The organism is Paracidovorax oryzae ATCC 19882 (genome assembly GCF_000687165.1).
Lineage (GTDB): Bacteria > Pseudomonadota > Gammaproteobacteria > Burkholderiales > Burkholderiaceae_C > Paracidovorax > Paracidovorax oryzae.
In genome coordinates, this window is sequence record NZ_JMKU01000008.1 from 93,372 (window position 1) to 114,087 (window position 20,716).

Annotated in this window: 16 protein-coding genes; 3 read left to right on the plus strand and 13 right to left on the minus strand. The window is 69.5% G+C overall.

Translation table 11 applies throughout. The annotated features are described in order from the left end of the window. Positions 1-76: 76 nt before the first annotated feature. Both T336_RS0107900 and T336_RS0107905 read right to left on the minus strand, forming a co-directional pair. Positions 77-556, minus strand: coding sequence for a hypothetical protein (locus T336_RS0107900; protein ID WP_026432132.1), 480 nt, complete (start codon positions 554-556; stop codon positions 77-79). Positions 557-643: 87 nt separating this feature from the next. Further along, positions 644-1,369 (minus strand): TerC family protein, encoded by a 726-nt coding sequence (locus tag T336_RS0107905; protein WP_013596952.1) that lies wholly within the window; start codon positions 1,367-1,369, stop codon positions 644-646. 563 nt (positions 1,370-1,932) lie between these two features. Here T336_RS0107905 and T336_RS24900 point away from each other — a divergent pair. Continuing rightward, positions 1,933-2,415, plus strand: coding sequence for a DUF3717 domain-containing protein (locus T336_RS24900; protein WP_035225467.1), 483 nt, complete (start codon positions 1,933-1,935; stop codon positions 2,413-2,415). A 9-nt stretch (positions 2,416-2,424) separates the two neighbouring features. Then, positions 2,425-2,742, plus strand: a complete 318-nt coding sequence (locus T336_RS0107915; RefSeq protein WP_026432133.1) for a hypothetical protein — start codon at positions 2,425-2,427, stop codon at positions 2,740-2,742. 36 nt (positions 2,743-2,778) lie between these two features. Here T336_RS0107915 and T336_RS0107920 read toward each other — a convergent pair whose 3' ends face one another. Together T336_RS0107920 and purB are read right to left on the minus strand one after the other, a co-directional pair. Beyond that, the gene (locus T336_RS0107920; RefSeq protein ID WP_026432134.1) at positions 2,779-3,339 is read right to left on the minus strand and encodes a YaeQ family protein; all 561 of its coding nucleotides are present in this window, start codon (positions 3,337-3,339) and stop codon (positions 2,779-2,781) included. A 2-nt stretch (positions 3,340-3,341) separates the two neighbouring features. Continuing rightward, complete coding sequence (gene purB / locus T336_RS0107925) at positions 3,342-4,721, minus strand: adenylosuccinate lyase (RefSeq protein ID WP_026432135.1); 1,380 nt, start codon at positions 4,719-4,721, stop codon at positions 3,342-3,344. Between the two features lie 140 nt (positions 4,722-4,861). Between purB and T336_RS0107930 the strand changes: the two genes are divergently transcribed. Further along, positions 4,862-5,476: a glutathione S-transferase family protein gene (locus T336_RS0107930; RefSeq protein WP_026432136.1), complete on the plus strand. Its 615-nt coding sequence runs from the start codon at positions 4,862-4,864 to the stop codon at positions 5,474-5,476. Between the two features lie 347 nt (positions 5,477-5,823). On the opposite strand, the gene T336_RS0107935 is transcribed toward T336_RS0107930, so the two are convergent. The 9 genes from T336_RS0107935 to T336_RS0107975 all read right to left on the minus strand — a co-directional run bounded on the left by T336_RS0107935 (position 5,824) and on the right by T336_RS0107975 (position 20,449). Further along, complete coding sequence (locus T336_RS0107935) at positions 5,824-6,423, minus strand: glutathione peroxidase (RefSeq protein ID WP_026432137.1); 600 nt, start codon at positions 6,421-6,423, stop codon at positions 5,824-5,826. Between the two features lie 98 nt (positions 6,424-6,521). Then, positions 6,522-7,733, minus strand: a complete 1,212-nt coding sequence (locus tag T336_RS0107940; protein ID WP_019703448.1) for an HD-GYP domain-containing protein — start codon at positions 7,731-7,733, stop codon at positions 6,522-6,524. Positions 7,734-7,849: 116 nt separating this feature from the next. Continuing rightward, positions 7,850-10,930: an efflux RND transporter permease subunit gene (locus tag T336_RS0107945; protein WP_026432138.1), complete on the minus strand. Its 3,081-nt coding sequence runs from the start codon at positions 10,928-10,930 to the stop codon at positions 7,850-7,852. A gap of 75 nt (positions 10,931-11,005) precedes the next feature. Next, positions 11,006-12,202 carry an efflux RND transporter periplasmic adaptor subunit gene (locus T336_RS0107950; protein WP_026432139.1) on the minus strand — a complete coding sequence of 399 codons (1,197 nt, stop codon included), beginning with the start codon at positions 12,200-12,202 and terminating at the stop codon, positions 11,006-11,008. Positions 12,203-12,242: 40 nt separating this feature from the next. Next, positions 12,243-13,676: an efflux transporter outer membrane subunit gene (locus tag T336_RS0107955; RefSeq protein WP_026432140.1), complete on the minus strand. Its 1,434-nt coding sequence runs from the start codon at positions 13,674-13,676 to the stop codon at positions 12,243-12,245. After that, a complete protein-coding gene (locus tag T336_RS0107960) occupies positions 13,673-14,440 on the minus strand; it encodes a CerR family C-terminal domain-containing protein (protein ID WP_026432141.1) in 768 nt (255 codons plus the stop codon). The genes T336_RS0107955 and T336_RS0107960 overlap by 4 nt, the downstream gene beginning before the upstream one ends. Positions 14,441-14,536: 96 nt before the next feature. Then, the gene (locus T336_RS0107965) at positions 14,537-14,710 is read right to left on the minus strand and encodes an MbtH family protein (protein ID WP_026432142.1); all 174 of its coding nucleotides are present in this window, start codon (positions 14,708-14,710) and stop codon (positions 14,537-14,539) included. Between the two features lie 33 nt (positions 14,711-14,743). After that, a complete protein-coding gene (locus tag T336_RS0107970; RefSeq protein ID WP_026432143.1) occupies positions 14,744-16,075 on the minus strand; it encodes a glycosyltransferase in 1,332 nt (443 codons plus the stop codon). Between the two features lie 24 nt (positions 16,076-16,099). Then, on the minus strand, positions 16,100-20,449 hold the full coding sequence (locus tag T336_RS0107975; protein ID WP_026432144.1) for a non-ribosomal peptide synthetase: 4,350 nt from the start codon (positions 20,447-20,449) through the stop codon (positions 16,100-16,102). Positions 20,450-20,716: the final 267 nt, after the last annotated feature.

The window sequence follows — 20,716 nt, forward strand, 5'->3', positions numbered from 1 at the left end:
GAGGATAGCACCGGGGTGCTGTCCCGGGTGCTGCCGTGTGTCGATGGGAGGGGCGGGCGCCGGGCGCCCGCCAAGCTCAAGGCTGCTCGGCGAACAGCAGGAAGAGCGCTCCCAGGCTGGCCAGCGTGCCCGGGAGGGACCAGCGCCGGGGAATGGGCTTGCGCACCACCAGGGGCGGTGCGGCTGGCAGGGCGGCGGGCTGGGGTGCGGGGGCCTCCTGCTTGGGGCGGCGGGCATCGACGATCTGTGCACTGCCGTGCTCGGCCTGCAGTTCGGTCGCGAGTTCCGGCAGCGGCCCCTTGGCCAGCACGGTGGTGATGGTGGCGCCGCCGGCCTGCAGCCAGGGCAGGACCTGGGCGAACAGCTTGTCGGCCCACTTGGCGCGCCAGTTCTCGCGGGCGCTGTGGCTGACCCACTTGCTGATGCGGTGGGTCATGCGCGGGGCGCAGGCCACGACCACCCAGTGGGTGCCGGGGGCATGGGCGCGGGCGGCCAGGGGGGCGAGGATCTGCTGCGCGTAGGCTGCGTCGTCCACGTACACGATGACTTTGTCCATGAGGGCTCTCCTGTGGGGTGGTGGGCGTTGGTGACTAAAAGGGTCGAGTCGCTTGGCGGGCCCGGAGTTCACCGGGCCCCAAGGGTATCAGCCGTGGGAGACGGCCGCCGTGCGGCGCGAGGCCACCGCCTTGCCCACGATCAGCACGAGCAGCGCACCCGCCACGCTCGCACCATACTTCACGACATCACTTTGCGGCAGCTTGAGCATCCACTGCCAGCGGTCGGGATTGGCCAGGGCCGGGTCGGTGACCAGCATGCCCCCGGCGATCCAGCCCAGCAGCATGCCGCCGGCCACGATGATGAACGGGAAGCGCTCCATGAGCTTGATGACCAGCTGGCTGCCCCAGACGATGATGGGGATCGAGATCAGCAGGCCGAGCACCACCAGCAGCATGGAGTGGTCACCCGCGTTCTGGGCGGCGCCGGCGATGGCGATCACGTTGTCCACGCTCATCACCAGGTCGGCGACGATGATAGTCTTGATGGCGGCGAAGAGCTTGTCGCTGCCGGCCACGTCGCCGTGGCCTTCCTCGTCGGGGGCCAGGAGCTTGATGCCGATCCACACCAGCAGGATGGCGCCGACGAACTTCAGGAACGGCAGGTTCAACAGGGTCATCGCGAAGGCGATGAGGATGACGCGCAGCACGATGGCACCGGCGGTGCCCCAGATGATGCCCTTGGTGCGCTGCGCGGGCGGCAGCTTGCGGCAGGCCAGGGCGATCACCACCGCGTTGTCGCCACCCAGCAGGATGTCGATGATGATGATCTGCCCCAGCGCGACCCAGAACTCGGGCGATGTCAGAAATTCCATAGTTTCCTCGTTGTCGTTTGGCGATAGGCCGCGCGGCACCGTGGTGCGGGGCCGGCGATTCCACAGACGTTCAGGCCCGCTCGGGGGCCGTCAAGGAAGCTGGAGGGCATGTGCGCCGCGCTGGGCGCCCATGCCAGGGAGTGCATGGCCTTGAACGGCCCGTGGACGGGCCTTTCAAAGGTCTTGCTCGGCCGGCGTGCCGTGCGGCTCCGCCAGGACCCGGAAATGCCGGAAGCCTCGCGGCTTCGTATTGACGACATGACCGACAGTGCCGGCGGCTCGGGCCATGCCTTCGCGCCGGGACCGGGAGCTACTCCCCCTCGAAGCCTGCATTGGAACACAGCCCCGCGCGGCGCGGCAAGGAGGATTCGCGGTTTGGCGGCTGCATGGTTCGAGTGAAAGTCGCTGCAAGAGACCGCCGGTATTGATTTGGTTGCTATGTTTTGATGAGTTTCGGGGTGAACCCGGAGAGTCCGCGGGCCCATGGCACTCCACCGGCGCGGCCCGGGGGCGCCGCGGGTAAGATCGGCCGCCTTTTTCCCGCGTGTTTTTCCCGCGTGTCCATGGCCGCCCTGCACATCACCGATATCGAATCCGCGATCAACCATTGGCGCGCCCGTGCGCCGGCGGGCGCGGGGCTGGCGCTGGCGCCCGCGCTCCAGGCGCTCGCGGAGGTGTATGCGCGCATGGTCTATGCGCACGTGGACGAGGTGGAGGAGTCCGCGTTGCCCGCCGAAGCCATGGCGGCCTGGCTGGCGTGGTACGAGACGACGCCCGACACGCCCTGCATCGCCATCTGCTCGACCAGCCAGGGCGACGACCATTGCAAGGGATGCGGCCGCAGCTTCGCTGAGGTGCAGCACTGGCTGGCGATGGGGCCGGCCGAAAAGCGCGCCGTGTGGCGGCGCATCACCATCGAGAACACGGCCTGGCGGTTCAACCGCTATGCGGAGCGGGCGGCAGAGGGATCGCCGGCACCGCATGCTGTGCGTCCGGGCCTGCAGCCTGGGGCGGTGGCGCGTGACAGGCGCCATGGAACCCCCTAAGCTGGCCGCATGCTGCGCTTGACCCAGGCCCCGAACATCGCGATCGCCACGATCTGGGCCGATCTGCTGAGCGAGGGCGGCATGCCCGCCACGGTGCAGCGCCAGCACCTGCTGGCGGCGGCGGGGCAGCTGCCGCCGGACCAGTGCTTGCCGGAAATCTGGCTGGAGCACGAAGAGCATGCTCCGCAGGCCCGGCGCCTGCTGCAGGCACTGGCGGACCTGCCCCAGCGGCGCTGGCATTGTCCCGGGTGCGGCGAATGGATCGAAGGCGGTTTCGAGCAGTGCTGGAACTGCGGGGCGTTCATGCCCGCGGCAGGCTGGCGCTGAGCCCCACGGCGCCACTGGCGCCGCCAGGGCGCGCTCTCACTTCCAGCGGATGGGCTCCAGGTGGACGCTGCCCAGGCCGCTGCTCAGCGTGAGGCCGCCTTCCTGCACCGTGGCCTGCAACTGCATGCTGCGCTCGGCCAGGGACGCCAGCTGTTGCGATGCCTCGGCCGGCAGGCGCCAGACCTGCAGCTTGTCCTGCCGCGTGAGCTTGCCCTCGATGCCCTTCCACCAGACCTCGGCCGCGTGGTGGAAGCAATACACCAGCACCGCATCCGCCTTGGAGGAGGCCTTGGCCAGCGGCTTGTCCTCGGGCTGGCCGACCTCGATCCACAGGCGCTTGCGGCCCGTGAAATCGGTGATGGACACGTCCGGGTCGTCCGGATCCGAGAGGCCGGCGCCGAAGGCCAGCGTGCCGTCGCCCTGGCACATGGCCTGCAGCTGCCAGGCGTTGAGCGCCAGCGCCGCCAGCCGGACCATCATGCGCTCGTCGGTCTCGCTGGGGTGGCGCGCCAGGGTCAGGGCGTGGTCGGCGTAGTAGCCGTGGTCGATGTCGGCGATCGCGAGGTTCGCCTTGAAGATGGTGGACTTGATGGCCATGCTCAGACGCGGCGGGCGAGTTCGGCGGCCTTGCCGACGTAGCTGCCCGGCGTCATGGCCAGCAGGCGGTCCTTGTCGGCCTGGGGGATCTCCAGGCCGGCGATCAGCGCGTGCAGCGCCTCGGCCGTCACGGTCTTGCCGCGCGTGACTTCCTTGAGCTTCTCGTAGGCGCCCTGCACGCCGTAGCGGCGCATGACGGTCTGGATGGGCTCGGCCAGGACTTCCCAGCTGGCGTCCAGGTCGGCGGCCAGGGCTTCCTCGTTCAGTTCCAGCTTGTTCAGGCCGGTCATGAGCGAGGTGTAGGCGAGTGCGGCATAGCCCATGGCCACGCCGATGTTGCGCAGCACGGTGCTGTCGGTGAGGTCGCGCTGCCAGCGGCTGACGGGCAGCTTCTCGGACAGGTGGCGCAGCAGTGCGTTGGCCAGGCCCAGGTTGCCTTCGGCGTTCTCGAAGTCGATGGGGTTGACCTTGTGCGGCATGGTGCTGGAGCCGATCTCGCCGGCCTTCAGGCGCTGCTTGAAGTAGCCCAGGCTCACGTAGCCCCAGATGTCGCGCGACAGATCGACCAGGATGGTGTTGGCGCGGGCGATGGCGTCGAACAGCTCGGCCATGTAGTCGTGCGGCTCGATCTGGATGGAATAGGGCTGGAAGGTGAGGCCCAGGCCCAGCGGCTCGGGGGTTTCGACGACCTTCTTGCTGAAGGCCTCCCAGTCGAAGTCGGGCCAAGCCGAGAGGTGGGCGTTGTAGTTGCCCACGGCACCGTTCATCTTGCCCAGCATCTTCACGCTGGCGATGCGGTCGCAGGCAGCCTGCAGGCGCACGACCACGTTGGCCAGTTCCTTGCCCACGGTGGTGGGGCTGGCGGTCTGGCCGTGGGTGCGGCTCAGCATGGGGACTTCGGCGTAGGCGTGCGCCATCTCGCGCAGTTTCAGGACGACGCGGTCCAGGCCGGGCAGGATGACCTGGTCGCGCCCGGAGCGCAGCTGCAGCGCGTGGCTGGTGTTGTTGATGTCTTCGCTGGTGCAGGCGAAGTGCACGAACTCGGCGGCCTTCTCCAGTTCGGGGCGGGCCTCGAATTTGGACTTGATCCAGTATTCGACCGCCTTGACGTCGTGGTTGGTGGTCTTCTCGATGTCCTTGATGGCCTGCGAGTCGGCCTCGGAGAAATTCTTCACCAGGCTCAGCAGGTAGGCGCGTGCGCCGGTGGTCAGGGGCTTGAACTGCTCGAAGCCGGCGTCCGACAGCGCGATGAACCATGCGACTTCCACCTGCACGCGGCGGTGCATGTAGCCGTGCTCGCTCATGATGGGGCGCAGGGCGGACAGTTTGGCGGCGTAGCGGCCGTCGAGCGGAGAGAGGGCGTTGATGGTGGACAGGCTCATGGGGCGGGATTGTAGGTGCCGACCGTGGCGCAGGCGCCGCACTGGCGTCCCGCCCGATGCAGCGCGAGTGCGGCCGGCCCCCTAGAATCGGCGGCCGCCCGTTCGTTCTCTCTTGCCCTGCCCGCGCCCGGAAACACACCATGAAACTCATCGGATCCTCTGCCAGTCCCTATGTGCGCAAGGTGCGCATCGTGATGGCCGAGAAGAAGCTGGACTACCGCTTCATCGAGGAAAACGTCTGGGCCGACGACACCACGATCGCCACGTCCAACCCCCTCGGCAAGGTGCCCTGCCTCGTCATGGAAGGGGGCGAGGCGGTGTTCGATTCGCGTGTCATCGTCGAATACCTGGACACCCTGTCGCCCGTGGGCCGGCTCATTCCTACCCAGGGCCGCGAACGCGCGGAGGTCAAGACCTGGGAAGCCCTGGCCGACGGCGTGATGGATGCCGGCGTGCTGGCCCGGCTGGAGGCCACGTGGAAGGATCGCCAGGACGGGGAGCGCAGCCAGGCCTGGATCGACCGCCAGCTCGGCAAGGTGCATGCCGGCCTCAAGGCGATGTCGCAGGGGCTGGGCGAGAAGCCGTATTGCAGCGGCATCCACCTGAGCCTGTCCGACGTGGCGGTGGGATGCGCCCTGGGCTGGATCGAGTTCCGGTTCCCCGGGATTGCCTGGCGGACGGAGCATCCCAACCTGGGGCGCTTGCTCGACAAGCTGATGCAGCGGCCCAGCTTCGCTGATACGCAGCCCCGCTGAGCCCTCTGCCGGGCTGCCAGGAGCCTGCATAGAGGCCCCAGAAAGCCAAAAGCGCGCACCTTGCGGTTGCGCGCTTTTTTGCGGCCGGAATAAAAAAAGTTGCGAAGCGTCCCGAAACGAATTAGAGAGGGAGGGAGGAGAAGCGCTTCAGGATTTCAGTCGGACAGGTCCGAAAGGCTTCGCAACGAGAAACTGGAAAACTCAACATGCGGGACGAGCGTAGTTAACTTGTCCACGGCCGATAGATTAGTGCCAAACCGGCAAAGTTCCAGCATTCAAGGCTCCAAAATCATCAAAAAATGTAAGATTTCCGCAGATCGGAATATGACACCGGAAAACGTCGCAAATTAACGATGCAGTTTCAGTTGCTGCTCGATCGCCCGGACGATCTTCGGGTCGTCCGGGGCCACGGAACTGCCGAAGCTCGCCACCACCTTGCCGTTCCGGTCGAGCAGGTACTTGTGGAAGTTCCATCGTGGCACCTCGCCTGCCTGGGCCGCGAGTTCGCGGTAGAACGGCGATGCGCTGCCCCCCTTGACGCTGCTCTTGGCGAACATGGGAAAGCGCACCCCGAAGGTGTTGCTGCAGAAGTCGGCAATTTGCGCATTGCTGCCGGTTTCTTGTGCGAAATCGTTCGACGGAAAACCCAGCACTGCGAAACCTTGCGTCTTGTAACGGGCATGCAGCGCCTCCAGGCCCTCGTACTGGCCGGTGAATCCACAGTAACTGGCGGTGTTGACTACGAGCAGCACCTGGCCCTTGTACTGGCACAGGTCCTGGGGCGCTTCGTCCTGCAGGCGCGGCATGGTGTGGCGCAGGGCGGCAGGACAGGCCGCGGCCGATGGGGCGGGCCCTGCCGGCACGGCCGGCGGGGTTTGCGCGGCTACCGGCAAGGCTGCGGCCCAGGCCGCGAGTGCGAGGATCAGCGGGGCGGTGAGGCGGGACATGGCGGTTCTCCCGGAGTCGGCAGGGGGGCGAGAGGCCGTGGCACGGCCGTCCTCGACGGTAGTACAAAAGCCGTGCGCGTGGCAAGCGCAGGCCGCGCTCACACCAGCGCCAGCAGTCGCGCGAGGGGTAGCTGCACCCGCACGTCGCGCAGCGCCACGGCGCCCGTGATCTTCCAGGCCGGCTGGGCCGTGTCCCGCGGAATGGGCTCGCCCGTCGGCATGCCGCTGCGGTTGAGCACGACGGCCACGCGCGGCGTGGTGGCGCTGGCGCCGCGGCGCAGCACCACGGCGACTTCCTGGCTGGCCAGGCGCACGAAGGCGCCGGGCGGATACACGCCCAGGGCTTTGACGAGGGCCGAACCTGCTTCATCGACCTGGTGGGCCTCGTCGTAATAGGTGGCCTGCATGGCGGCGGTGACGGGCATGGGCGCCCGCGAGGCGCGCGGTGCCAGGCGGGCACCGAAGATGTCGGCCCGCTGGATGAGGCGGGCCATCTGCTGGGCCTCGCTCTTGCCCGCAAGGGGCCCGGGGGCGCGGTGGTGGTGGGTGCGCACGGCTTCCAGCCAGACCGGGTCGTCCACGCCGAGCTGCCGGAGCAGCGCCTCGGAGCGTGCGGCATGGGTTTCGATGTCGGCCAGTTGCAAGGCGGTCAGCGGCTGGGTCTGGACGGCGAGCTGGTCCTGCAGCGTGGTCATGGCGATGTTCATCGACAGCGCTGCGCGCCCCAGCTGCAGGACCTTGGGCACCGGCCAGCGCAGGTGCTCGGCGGCCACGATCATGCACACGCTGGCCACCAGCAGGGCATGCGTGCCGCTGTACTGCTGCGTTTCCTGGCCCGACAGATAGACGAGCGCGAGCAGGGTCGCGTCGGGCGTGGCCGCGCAGTGGCGGGCGAGTTCGCCGTGCAGCGCCTCGAAGCGTTCGCTGAATTCCGCTGCCGGCGGAGGTGCCCGCAGCAGCTGGGTGGCGCGCAGTTGCAGTTCGGGCCAGTCCGGCGGACCGTTGCCCGCGTTCGCCTTCTCCCGCGAGGCCGAGGCGCCCGCGGAGATCTTCATCGCTGCGATCTGGCCCAGGGAGGTGTCCGTGAGCAGCATCTTCTGCAGCTGGGCGAGGTAGGCACGGTGGCTGTCGCCCGATTCGTCGGTGTCCACGCACAGGCTCAGGCCGCGCGCCACCATCAGGTCCAGCTCCTCGCGGTTGCGGATCACATAGCCCCGCTGCGCGAGCAGCACCCCGCTGGCACCCCGGAGCACGAAGGGCAGCGGGTGCCCGAGGGGGATCGTGTCGATGTTCAGCGCAACGAGGTTCATGGCGGGTCGCCCATTATCGGCGGCGCCGCGGGGGGCTAAGCCCGCCCGAAGGGCAGGGTTTTGCCTCTATTCGGGCGTTGGAGCCCGGCTCCCGGCCTCCGATTCCCGGAGGCGGGTCAGGCCGGCGGTCCCGACGGCGGCGCGCGGCGCAGGACGCGGCGGCCGAACCATTGCGCGAAGTCGTCCACGTAGGTGAACACGGCCGGCACGACCAGCAGGCTGAGCACGGTGGAGGTGAGCAGTCCGCCGATCACGGCCACGGCCATGGGCGAGCGGAAGCTCATGTCCGCATCGCCCCAGGCCATGGCGATGGGCAGCATGCCCGCGCCCATGGCGAGCGTGGTCATGATGATGGGACGGGCCCGCTTGTGGCAGGCGTCCAGCAGGGCGTCCCAGCGGCCCATGCCCTGGTCGCGCCGCGCGACGATGGCGTACTCCACCAGCAGGATGGAGTTCTTCGTGGCGATGCCCATGAGCATGATGAGCCCGATGAGCGACGGCATGGAAAAGCTCTTGCCGGCGATCAGCAGGCCCACGAAGGCGCCGCCGAGCGACAGCGGCAGCGCCATGAGGATGGTGACCGGCTGCAGGAAGTCCTTGAAGAGCAGCACCAGCACGAGGTAGATGCAGACCACGCCGGTGAGCATGGCCAGGCCGAAGCTGGCGAACAGCTCGCCCATCATCTCGGCGTCGCCCACGTCGATCAGGCGCACGCTGGCCGGCTTCTGGCGCACGGAGGGCAGCTGCCGCACGGCTTCGGTGACCTCGCCCAGGCCCTGGGTGCCGAGCTCGATCTCGAAGTTGACGTTGCGGGCCCGGTCGTAGCGGTTGATGACGGCGGGGCCGCTGCCGACCTCGAGGCGGGCGACCTCGCCCAGTCGCACCGGCCCGCGCGACCCCGGCACCGCCAGGCGCTCCAGCACCGAGAGGTCTTCGCGGGCCGCGTCATCCAGGCGCACGACGATGGGCACCTGCCGCTGGGGCAGGTTGAGCTTGGGCAGGTTCTGGTCGTAGTCGCCCACGGTGGCCACCCGCAGTGTTTCAGCGATGGCGCTGCTGGTGACGCCCAGGTCCGCGGCGCGGGCGAAGTCCGGGCGCACCACGATTTCCGGCCGCACGAGGCTGGCGCTGGAGCCGATGTTGCCGATGCCGGGGATGGTGCGCAAATCGCGCTCCACCGCGCGTGCGGTATCGGCCAGGGCCTGCGGATCCTCGCTGGCAAGGGCGAGCACGTACTTGTCGTTGGAGCCGCCGAGGCCGATCTTCACGCGCACGCCGGGCAGGTCCGCCATGGCCGCGCGCAGTTCCTGCTCGATGGCCTGCTTGAGCGGACGCTCGCCCCGGGCCACGAAGCGCAGCGTGAGCGTGGCCTTGCGCGGGTCACCGGCGCTCGATCCGCCCGCCATGGGGTCGGCGCCCGCGGAGCCGCCGCCGATGGCGGTGTAGATGCTGCGCACGTGGCCCACCTTCATCACGCGCTCCGTCGCCTGGGCCACCGCGGCGCGGGTTTCTGCGATGCGGGTGCCGGGCGGCAGCTCCAGGTTCACCTGGGTCTGGGCGTTGTCGTCCGGCGGAATGAAGCCCGACGGCAGCAGCGGGATGAGCGCGATCGAACCCGCGAAGAACAGCAGTGCGCCGAGCAGCGTCAGCACGCGGTGGCGCAGCGCCCAGGCGGAGGCGCGCATGTAGGCGGAGAGCCAGCGGGGCTCATTTTCCTCGCCGGAGAGGGGCTTGAGGATGTAGGCCGCCATCATCGGCGTGAGCAGCCGCGCCACGACCAGCGAGGCGAACACGGCGAGCGCCGCGGTCCAGCCGAACTGCTTGAAGAAGCGCCCGGGAATGCCGCTCATGAAGGCCGTGGGCAGGAACACCGCGATCAGGGTGAAGGTGGTGGCGATCACCGCCAGGCCGATCTCGTCGGCCGCTTCCATGGCGGCTTGGTAGGGCGTCTTGCCCATGCGCAGGTGGCGCACGATGTTCTCGACCTCGACGATGGCGTCGTCCACGAGGATGCCCACCACGAGCGAGAGGGCCAGCAGCGTGATGATGTTGATCGAGAAGCCGAGCAGGTACATGCCGATGAAGGCCGGCAGCACGGACAGCGGCAGCGCCACCGCCGAGACGATCGTGGCGCGCCAGTTGCGCAGGAAGAGCCACACCACGATGACGGCCAGGATGGCGCCCTCGTACAGCAGGCGCATGGAGCTGTCGTATTCGCCGCTGGCGATTTCCACGAAGTCCACCGTGCGGGTGAGGTGCAGGTCCGGGCGTTCCGCCACCAGCTGGTCGAGGGCGCGCTGCACGCCCGCGCCCACTTCCACCTCGCTGGCGCCGCGGCTGCGCGAGACTTCGAAGCCGATCACCGGCTTGCCGTCCAGCAGTGCGGCGGTGCGCGGCTCGGCCACCGTGTCGGTGACGGTGGCGATGCGGTCCAGGCGCACATGTCCGCCGGCAGACAGCGGAATGTCGAGCGCGGCGACCTCCTGTGCGGTGCGGACGGTGGCGATGGTACGCACCGGCTGCTCGGCGCCGCCGAGGTCGGTGCGCCCGCCCGCGCTTTCGGTCTGCACCAGGCGCAGCTGGCGCGAGACGTCGGCAGCGGTGGCGCCCAGGGCCTGCAGGCGCAGCGGGTCGATGGCCACGCGCACCTCGCGCTGCACCCCGCCCACGCGGCTGACAGCCCCCACGCCGGGCACGGCCAGCAGGCGGCGCGTGAGGGTGTCATCGACGAACCAGGACAGCGCCTGGTCGTCCATGCGGTCGGAAGCGATGGCGAAGGCGAGGATGGGCTGCGAGGAAAGTTCGAGCTTGGTGACGATGGGGTCGCGCAGGTCGGCAGGCATGTCCGCGCGCACGCGGGAGACGGCCGAGCGCACGTCGTCCACGGCCTCCTGCACGGGCTTTTCCAGCCGGTACTCGGCCGCGATCGTGGCCGTGCCGTCCACCAGGGTGGTGGTGATGTGCTTGAGGCCCTGCGTGGTGGCGATGGCGTTCTCGATCTTGCGCGCCACGTCGGTCTCGAGCTGCCCCGGCGCGGCGCCGGGCAGGGCGGCGGTGACCATCACGACCGGCAGGTCCATGTCCGGGAAGTTCTGCACCTTCATCGCGCGGAACGACAGCAGCCCCGCGAAGGTGAGCAGCACGAACAGCATCGCGGCCGGGATGGGGTTGCGGATGGACCAGGCGGAAAGGTTCATGGCTGCGGGCTCTCGGGGCTCTGGCGGGAATGCGGATGCGGCATGGGCGGGGTTGGCTCTTGTTGCTTCTCTGCTCTACCGCGCGGCGCTGGCGGTTTTCGCGGCCGGCGGGGCGGCCGGCGGGGCGGCTGGCGCGGGTGCGCCGGATGCCTCGACGCGCACGGTATCGCCATCGTTGAGGAACGCGCCGCCGCGTTCCACGAGGGTGGCGCGTTCCTGCAGTCCCGAGAGGATCTCCACCCGGTCGCCGTTGCGCTGGCCGGTCTTCACCTGGCGCATCGCCACGCGGCCGCCGTCGCCGACCTCGAACACGGCACTGAAGCCGTCGCGCACGACTACTGCCGATTGCGGGACGGTGAGGGTCTCGCGCTGCGCGAGCAGGAAATCGCCGCGCGCGAACATGCCGGCCCGGATGTCGGGGTGGGCAGGCAGATCGACATAGACGAGGGCGTTGCGCGTTTGCGGGTCCACCGTGGGGGCCACCACGCGCACGGTGCCTTCCACTTCGGCGCCGCTCGCGGCGGTGATCCGTGCGCGGATGCCCGGCCGCACGCGCGGCAGCTCGCTGGAAGTGACCTCGGCGCGCCATTCGAGCCGGCCCTTGCGCACCATGCGGAACAGCTCGGTGCCCGCGCCCACCACTGCGCCCACGGTGGCGGTGCGCGCGGAAATGACGCCGCTGTCGGGCGCGAGCACTTGCGCGTGCTTCAGGCGCAGCTGCTGCGCGGACAGTGCCGCCTGGGCGGCTTCGACCCGGGCTGCAGCGGTCTCGCTCGCGGTGGTGTACTGCTGGATCTGCTGCTGGCTCAGGGCTCCCGAGGCCTGCAGCGTGCGGGCGCGCTCGGCGTTGGCGGCGGCCTCGGCGGCGCTCGCGCGGGCTTCCAGCAGGCTGGCGCGGCTCTGGGCCAGTTCGGCCTGCACCGTGTCGGAGGAGAAGACGGCGAGGACCTGCCCCGCGCGCACCGTGTCGCCCACGTTCACGCGCACTTCGGTCAGCCGCAGGCCGTTGCTTTCGGTACCGATGCTCGCCTCCTGCCAGGCGGCGACGTTGCCGTTGGCCGGCAGCCGGGCCGCGATGGATTCGCGGCGCGGCGTGGTGGTGGTCACCGTGAGTGCGGGGCGGGGCGCCGGCGCGGCGGCATCCTTGCCCTTGGCGGCTTCGGCGTGGGAGGCGCCGGGCGTGGCCAGCACGAGGGCGCCGCCGGCGACGGCGGCGAGGCAGGCGGCCGACAGGGCCAGGAGCAGTGAAGGGCGTGAACGCAGGCGCAGCATGGAAGAGGTCCGGGATTTGCGGTCGTTGAAACGGTTCGGATCAGGGCGCCGGAGGCGCTGGTCGGTGCGGGGCCGGTGGCTCCCAGCCGCCTCCCGCGGCGCGGTAGAGGCCGATCCACGCCGCCATGCGCTCCTGCCGCAGTGTGATGAGCGCGGTTTCGGAGTTGAGCGCGGTGCGGCGCGTCTCCTCCAGTTCCAGCAGGCTTGCGAGCCCGCCGCGCCAGCGCGCTTCGGTGGCGACGAAAGAGGCCCGGTAGCCTTGCGCGGCGCGCTCGGCGTCGGCGCTGCGCGCGGCCGTGCTCGCGAGCCGCACCAGCGCCTGCTCCACCTCGCCGACCGCACGGCGCACGTTGGCGCGGTAGAGCTGAGCGGCTTCCTCGTAGCGTGCCTCGGCGGCATCGACCTGGGCGGCTCGCCGCCCTGCATCGAAGAGCGGCAGGCTGATGCCCACGGGGCCGATCGACCAGGTGTTGGTGGCGACGCTGGTGCCACCCGTGCTGCCCCATGCCCGGCCGATCGATCCGGCCAGCGTGAGGCGCGGGAAGCGCTGGGCGCGCGCATTGCCGACATCGGCACTGGCCGCGGCCACCTCGCGCTCGGCGGCATACACGTCGGGCCGCTGGGCCAGGAGGCGGGCCGGCAGGGCATCGATGGCGAAGAGCGCATCCGGGAGGGCCTGTGGCGCCGGGGACGCTGCCGCCCGGGCGCGCAGCTCCGCTTCCGGGATGCCGGTGAGCGCCACCAGTCCCTTCAGGTCGATGTCGCAGGCCATGCGCTGCTGTTCGGCGCGCACGCGGCCTTCGGCGCCGCTGGCTTGCGCGAGCGCCAGCGTGGCGGGCGCGGTGAAGCCCGCTCGCTCGCTGGCTTCGGTCAGGCGCGCGCTTTCCGTGCGGGAGCGGGCATCGGACTGCGCCACTTCGGCCAGCCGCAGGCACTGGCGCCATGCATCGTATTGCGTTGCCACCTCGGCTGCGACCGAGACGCGGGCCTCGTGCCACTGGGCCTGCGCGCCCGCGAAACGCTGGCGTGCGGCTTCCTCGGCCGCAGCATTGCCCCCGAAAAGATCCACCTCCCAGCCCGCCTGCACGGTGCCCTGAACGGTCGTGGCGAGGCCGGCGGCCTGCTGGCTGGTGCCCCGGCTGGCATTGCCCTGGGCATCGAGCGTCGGCAGCAGCGCGGCGCGTGCAGCCACCTGGGTGGCACGTGCCTGCTCCACGCGCGAGCGTGCCTGGGCGATGTCCGGGGACACATCCTGCGCCCGGCCGATCAGCTCGGTGAGCAGCGGGTCGCCCAGGCGGTCCCACCAGCGGGCAAGGTCTTCGACGCGGCCCTGGTGCGGCAGCGGGGCCTGCCAGCCGGCGGGCATGGCCGCTTCGGTGCGCGGCGCGGGCGATGTCACCGCACAGCCGGACAGGGCCAGCAGTGCGATGGCGCAGAGAAGGCGGCGTGGGCCGGGAAGGAGGGTCAGCGTCATGATTTCGGCGTCTTGCGGCGGGCCGTTGCAGGTGGGGCGGGGGCGCGGGCAGGCCCCCGGGCTGCGGCGTGCGTGGCATGCCGCCAGGATGTCTCGGCCGCGATCATGGCCAGCGCATAGTCCACCATGCGGTCGGCCCAGAGCTTCACGGCCTCGGCCGTGGCCAGCAGTTCGGGCTCGATGGCCTCGATGTCGTCGCGATGGCCCCACAACTGGAACGCCATGCTGGAGAGGGTCAGCGCCAGCCGGTGGATGGCGAGATCCGCCGTGGCGACCCCCATGTGGCGGCACAGCAGGCGCACGAGCGCGTCATGGGGCTGGCGCACGTCCTTGTCCAGCGCGCGTTCCCACTGGCCCGTGGGCTCGAGCATTTCCCGGATGTGCAGCCGCACGCTCTGGCGGGCCAGTTCGCCATGGCGGAGGGGTGCGAGCGCCGCGTGGAAGTAGCGGCGCAGCGCCTCTTCCATCGTGATGCCGGGCTGGGCGAAGGCGGAGCGCAGCGACTCATGGTCCCACGTGGGCTCGGTGAAGACGGCGCTGTAGAGCGATGCCTTGTCTCCGAAGTAGTAGCTGACAGCCGCCACGTTGGCCTGCGCCGCCGCGGCAATGGCCCGGACCGAGGTCTTGGTGTAGCCCTGCTCGGAAAACAGACGCAGTGCGGCGGACAGCAGGCGCGCCCGCGGGGAGGCCGGCTCCTCTCCCGTCGGGGCTGGAGACGATGCCGGAGGCGGGACCTCGGCAGGACGTGGACCTCGTGCGGGCATGGCCGCGGATTACACCACATTCAATCAAACGTTTGTTTGAATTGCCCGAATGCTCCGTCTGGCGCCCCGCCGTAGCGGCGTGACCGTGGTGGCCGTTCAGGCGGGTGTGCGGGCCTCGATGAAGTCGCGGCAGCGTTCGCTGCTCTCCGGGCCGAAGACCGCCGTCCAGCCTGCGGGCACCACCAGGAATTGCGGCCACAGGGATGCCTGGCCTGCGGCGTTGTGCAGCACGAGGAAGAGGCCGTTGCTGTCGTCAAGGGGGTGGGTCATGGGAAAGCTCCGGTTCAGTTCTTTTCTGCATGGTTACGCCAAGGCCGGCTGCGGCCGGTTGCGTTCCACCGCCCCGGGCAGGCTCTCCAGGGCCTGGGCGATGCTTGCCAGCGCGTCGTATCCCGCAAAGGCGTCCCGCATCGCCTGGGCGCGTTGCCGGTAGGAGGCATTGCCGAGCAACTGGTGGATCGCGTCCGCGATCGCACGGCTGGTGGGCTGCCCGGTCTTCAGGTTGATGCCCGCTCCCGTCCACGCGATGCGGGCCGCGATTTCCGGTTTCTCCTCCGTGCTTCCGGCCACCACCATGGGGATGCCGAGGCTGAGTGCATGGTTGACCGAGCCATAACCGCCGTTGGTCACCAGCGCATGCACCTTCGGCAACAGGCGGTCGTAGGGCACGAAGTCGAGGACGCGGGCATTCGCGGGAGCCGCTGCCGCGACCCCGGGCGGCACGGGCCCGCCCGTGGTGGCGATCACGTGCAGGTGTGGCATGTCGGCCAGCGCCTTGAGCGTGGGGACGATCAGATGGTTCGGGTCCTCGTTGGCCAGCGTGCCCTGCGTGACCAGCACCACGCTGCGGCCATCGTCCAGCGTGTGCCACCACGGAGGCGGCTCGAAACCCTGCGAGGGCGGCGCGAGCAGCGGTCCCACGAAGCGGACCGTGCCGGGCAGATCGCTGCGCGGGTACTCGAAAGCCTCGGCCGTGAGCTGCAGGTAGAGGTCCGGCAGGGTGAACATGGCATCGGCGAAGAACCCCGGAAGCGGCGGACACCCCAGTTGCGCGAGCACGCCGTCGAAATGGCGCTGCACGTCGTCGAACGTCGTTCGCCGGACCATGGCCTGTAGCGCCTGGTATTGCCGTCGCTGTTGCTCGTTGGCGGGCGGCGGCAGCGCCGAGCCGAACATGGCCGTGTCGGCGCTGGAGAGCGCCAGCGCGCTGATGCCCAGTGCGACCACGGCAGGCCTGTCGCTGCGCGGCCCCAGCAGCATTGGGATGGTGCCGCAGAACATCGTGTCCGTGACGATGGCGTCGGCGTCGAAGCCACCGTCCAGTATGCGCCGCAGGCCTTCATGCTGCAGCGCGATGGCGTCGGCGAAGAAGTGCTTGAGGCCGTAGGCGAGCCGGGGCGGGCCGGGCGGCAGCCGTTGCAGTTGCGGGTGCTGCTGGCCGAATTCGCGAAAGTCTTGGCCGATGCCGGGCAGCAGCGGGACGAAGCTGGCGCCGGTACCTTCGGCCTGGGTGCGGAAGATGCCGCCGGTGTGGATCCGCACTTCGTGGCCGAGCTGGACGAGGTGCCGTGCCACTGCCAGGACCGGCATGACGTGTCCGGGCAGGGCGGTGGCTGCGAGCAGATAGCGTGCCATGGGTTCAGTTTCTCCTGCGATGGGTCAGCCGAGGGCCACGGCGGGTTGTGCGCCAGCGGCATCGGCGGCGTCGCCGATCCCGAGGTGCTCGAAGTAGCGCCGCAGCAGCTCCCGGTCCGCCGAGCGGATCGCCGCCCCCGCGGCTTGCAGCCGTTCCTGGGTGGCAGTGGCGCAGACGATGGCCGGCACGGAGTTGTGGAGGTCGTAGCCGTCCAGGATCGTGAGGAGCGCCGCCAGGTCGAGGTCCTGAGTGATGGCCAGGCGCTGTTGCGCATGGCGCATCCAGTTGGCGAAATCCGTGGACTGCAGCGGCCTGCCGATCTGCTGGAACACGACGCTCATGTCGTTGACGTGCAGCGGATCGGATCCGAGCAAGTGGAAGACTTCGCCCCACGAGTCCTGCCGGAGCGAGAGCCGCACGATGGCCTGCGCCACCTCGTCCACGGGCGTCAGGCTGATGGAAAGATCCAGATGGGGCGAGATCCCCAGTTCCGCATACAGCCGGGCCAGGCGCCAGAACATGTCGGTGTCGTTGCAGACAGCCCGTGCCTTGTCTCCCGTGACCGCGCCCAGGCGGTAGATTGCCACGGGCAGGCCCCGTGCCTGCGCGGCCCGGGCCAGGTGGTCGGCCACCCACTTGCTCTTCGCGTAGCCGTTTCCCAGTCCGTCGGGCGTGGACAGGGCGGACCGCTCGGTCACCACCGGCGTTTCGGGGTTCATGCCGATCACGGCCAGCGTGGAGACGTGGTGCAGTACTTTCGGCCGGCCCTGGGCCGTCCATTCCAGCAGCGTGACCACGCTGTCCACGTTGGACGGCTTCAGGGTCTCGTAGGGATGGAGGTAGTCCACCTGCGCGGCGCAGTGGTAGATGGCATCGCATTCGGCCACGCGGCGGATGGCGTCTTCGGTCATGCCGAGCCTTTCCGCGGCGAGATCGCCGGTGGCGATCTCGATGCGCGAGGCATCCCACGCCCCGCCGAGGCGGCGCTCCGCCAGCGCGTGCTGCAGGCGTTGCAGTCCCGCGCGCTCGTTTGGTGCGCGCACGTGGCAGAGGATGGTGGCGGACGTTTCGCGCAGCAGCGTGGCGAGCAGGTAGCTGCCCACGAAGCCGCTCGCGCCGGTCAGGAAGACCCGCCGGGGGCTGGCCGGTGGCGCTGGCAGGTCCGGCCTGCGGATGTGCTCGGGCAGCGCGATCTGCGCCCTCAGGTCGGTGGCGGGGCGCATGCCCCCGTTGGTGTCGAACCAGACCGCGAGCTCTGCGATGGTGTGCCGGTTGTAGAGTTCGGCCGGCGGAAAATCCGGGTGCATGTGTTCGCGGATCTTCATGCCGAGCTGCATGGCCATGAGCGAATGCCCGCCAAGGTCGAAGAAGCTGTCATGGATGCCCACCTTCTCCACGTGCAGCGCGCTGGCCCACAGCCCTGCGAGCTTCTTCTCGATCGCGGAGCGCGGAGCGACATAGCCCGGGTCAGAAATGCAGGCGGTGGGAGCTGGAAGCGCCCGGCGATCGAGCTTGCCGCTCGGCCCCAGCGGCAGTTCCTCCAGGATGACGAAGGCGGATGGCACCATGTACTCGGGCACGCGTTGCGCCACATGGGCCTTCAGGGAGAAGTCATCCAGCCGGTCCCCGGCAGCGGGCACGCAATACGCTACCAGCATAGTGCTTCCGCCAGCGTCCTCCCGCATCACCACGGCCGCCTGTTGCACGCCGGGGTGGCGCATCAGCGCCGACTCGATTTCGCCCGGTTCGATGCGCAGGCCGCGTATCTTCACCTGGTGGTCGGAGCGCCCGAGGAATTCGAGCGTGCCATCGTTGCGCCACCGCGCGAGGTCACCGGTGCGGTACATGCGGCTGCCTGCCGGCCCGTGCGGATCCGCGATGAAGCGCTCCGCAGTGAGCGCAGGGCGGTTCAGGTAGCCCAGCGCCAGGCCGTCGCCTGCGATGTACAGCTCGCCCGTGGCACCCACCGGCAAGGGCTGCAGGCCCGGGTCCAGCACGTACATGCGGGTATTCCAGATGGGGCGCCCGATCGGGATGCGCGCCAGGCCGGCGCATGCCTCGGGCGTGCATGCCCAGGCGGTGACGTCCACCGCCGCCTCGGTGGGGCCGTAGAGGTTGTGCAGTGCGCACCACCCCAGCATGCCGTGGAACCGCGCCGCCAGCGAAGCAGGCAGGGCCTCGCCGCTGCAGATCACCCGGCGCAGCGTGTGGCACGCCGCCGCCGCAGGCTCCTGCAGGAACAACTCGAGCATCGAGGGCACGAAGTGGACGGTGCTGACGGCTTCCCGCGCGATGAGGTCCGCCAGGTAGGACGGATCGCGGTGCCCACCGGGCCGTGCGATCACGAGCGTGGCGCCCGCGAGCAGCGGCCAGAAGAACTCCCACACCGAGACATCGAAGCTCGAAGGCGTCTTCTGCAGCACGCGATCGCCGGAGTCCAGCCCGTACTCCGCCTGCATCCAGCGCAGCCGGTTGACGATGGCGGAGTGGGGCACCACGACGCCCTTGGGCCTGCCGGTGGACCCCGACGTGTAGATGACGTAGGCCGGTTGCGATGGGTGCAGCGCTGCGGCCGCGGGGGCGCCGGCAGGCGCATTCTGCTGGAGGCCGGCCTGTGGTTCCGCGGCATCGACGAGAAAGCGCGGAATGCCGCCATCGAAGCGCCCGGAGAGCTCCTGCGTGGTCATGAGGCACACCGGCTGTGCGTCGTCCAGCATGAAGGCGAGGCGGTCGGCGGGAAAGTCCGGATCGATCGGCAGGTACGCCGCCCCGCTTCTCAGGACCGCAACCAGGGCTGCCACCAGTTCCAGCGACCGCGGAATCGCCAGCGCGACGACGCGGTCCGGGCCGGCACCCATGGCCGCCAGGCGGTGGGCCCATTCCCGTGACTGGCGGTCGAGCTCGCCCCGGGTCATGGAACGGCCTTCGAAGCGCAGCGCGATCGCGCCGGGGTCGCGCGACAGGCCGGCGTCCAGCAATTCGGCAAGGTGGGCCGCGGGCTCCGCGTGGACCGTTCCGCCGCACCTGGACAGGAAGGCCGGGCGTTCATCCTCGGTGATGACCTCCACGCACCCGATGGCCTGCGTGGGAAGATCGGTCAGCTTGTCGAGAACCCCGAGCAGCCGGGCCTGGTGGGCTGCCAGTTCGGCGGCGGTGTAGAGATCGGCATGGGTGTCGAAGTCGATCCGCAGGTCCTGGCCATTCCCGTGCTCATACATGAAGATGCCGAGATCCTGGGGGGATCCGTTGGTGAGGTTGCGGGTCTCGATGGTGCAGTCCCCGAGGCGCAGGGCGTAGTCGAAGGGCTCCACGTTGACCATGGTGGTGAAGAGGGGAGAGTCTTTCGCCTGCAGTTCCAGATCCGTGCGCAGTTGCTCGGAGCGGTAGGCCTGGTGGCGCAGGATCTTGCGCATCTGCTGGCTGACCTCGCGCAGCAGGGCCGTGAAGGGCAGGTCGGGCCGCATGGACAGGCGCAGGGGCACTGCGTTGGCGACCATGCCCGGCACGCGCCGCATGCGGTCGTTGTAGCGCGCCGTCACCGGAACGCCGATCACCAGGTCGGACAGGCCCGTCATCCGGTAGAGATAGGTGGCCGTCGCGGCGATGAGGGTTTGAGGCAGTGTGGCGCCGTGCAGTGCGGCCGTGTCGCGCAGCGCGGCGACGCGCGCCGCCGGCCAGTACGCCGTGTGCCGCAGCAGCCGTCCGATGTTGCTGCTGCGCCGTTCGGCGAGGGTCAGCGGCTCGGGGCGGTCGCGCATCCGCTCCATCCAGTATTCGCGGTCTTTCAGGGCACGCGCGGAGTCGCGGTAGGCCTGGTCCTCCTCGATCAGGACGGACAGTGGTTTCAGCTCGGAATCGGCCGGCGCGGCCGTGCCGTTCACCAGTGCCGTGTACAGGTCTGCCGCCCGGATCGCGACGATGACAGCGGCGAAGCCGTCGTTGGCGTAGTGGTGCCCGCGCTGGTACCAGATGTGGTGGTCCGGAGCGATGCGGAGCACTGCGCTGTACCACATGGGCTCCCGCTCGACATCAGTGCGGCGGGCAGAATTTCGTACCATCCATTGTTCCGCCGATGCCCGTGGATCACCGTCGCCACTGAAATCGAGCAGGGAAATGCTGCCCGAGAACTCGGGCTCCAGCCACTGCCGGGGGCCCTGGGGCGTGTCCTCGACACGCAGCCGGAGGGACTCCGTCTCCGCGCACAGGGTGCGCAAGGCCTGCAGAAACAGCTGGGGATCGAAGTTCCCGCGAATCTCGATGGCCTCCGCGATATTGAAGTGGGCATCGGGCGGCGCGAAACGTGTAAGCAGCCACATGCCCATCTGGGCTGCGGTCAGTGGAAGGTAATGGACAGGGGAATGACTGGCGCGCATGGCGGCTCCGTTCGGCTCGTTGACAACGATGGAATGGGAGACGGACCAGCAGATGCCCACGGGCGCGGGCCCGCAGAGTGGTTCGTTGGTACAGCCGCGCACGACGCGCTGAGGGTGCAACCCAGGCGTCGAACGACCGCGTACAGGCAAGGATGCCCTCCCTCCTGACTTCGGCCCCTTGAGAGGCTCTTCACAGTGATGAGTCCGCGTCTCCAGCGGTCATCGGCACGCTGTTGTGTAAGTTCTTGTCGCCTAAACGTATCGTTG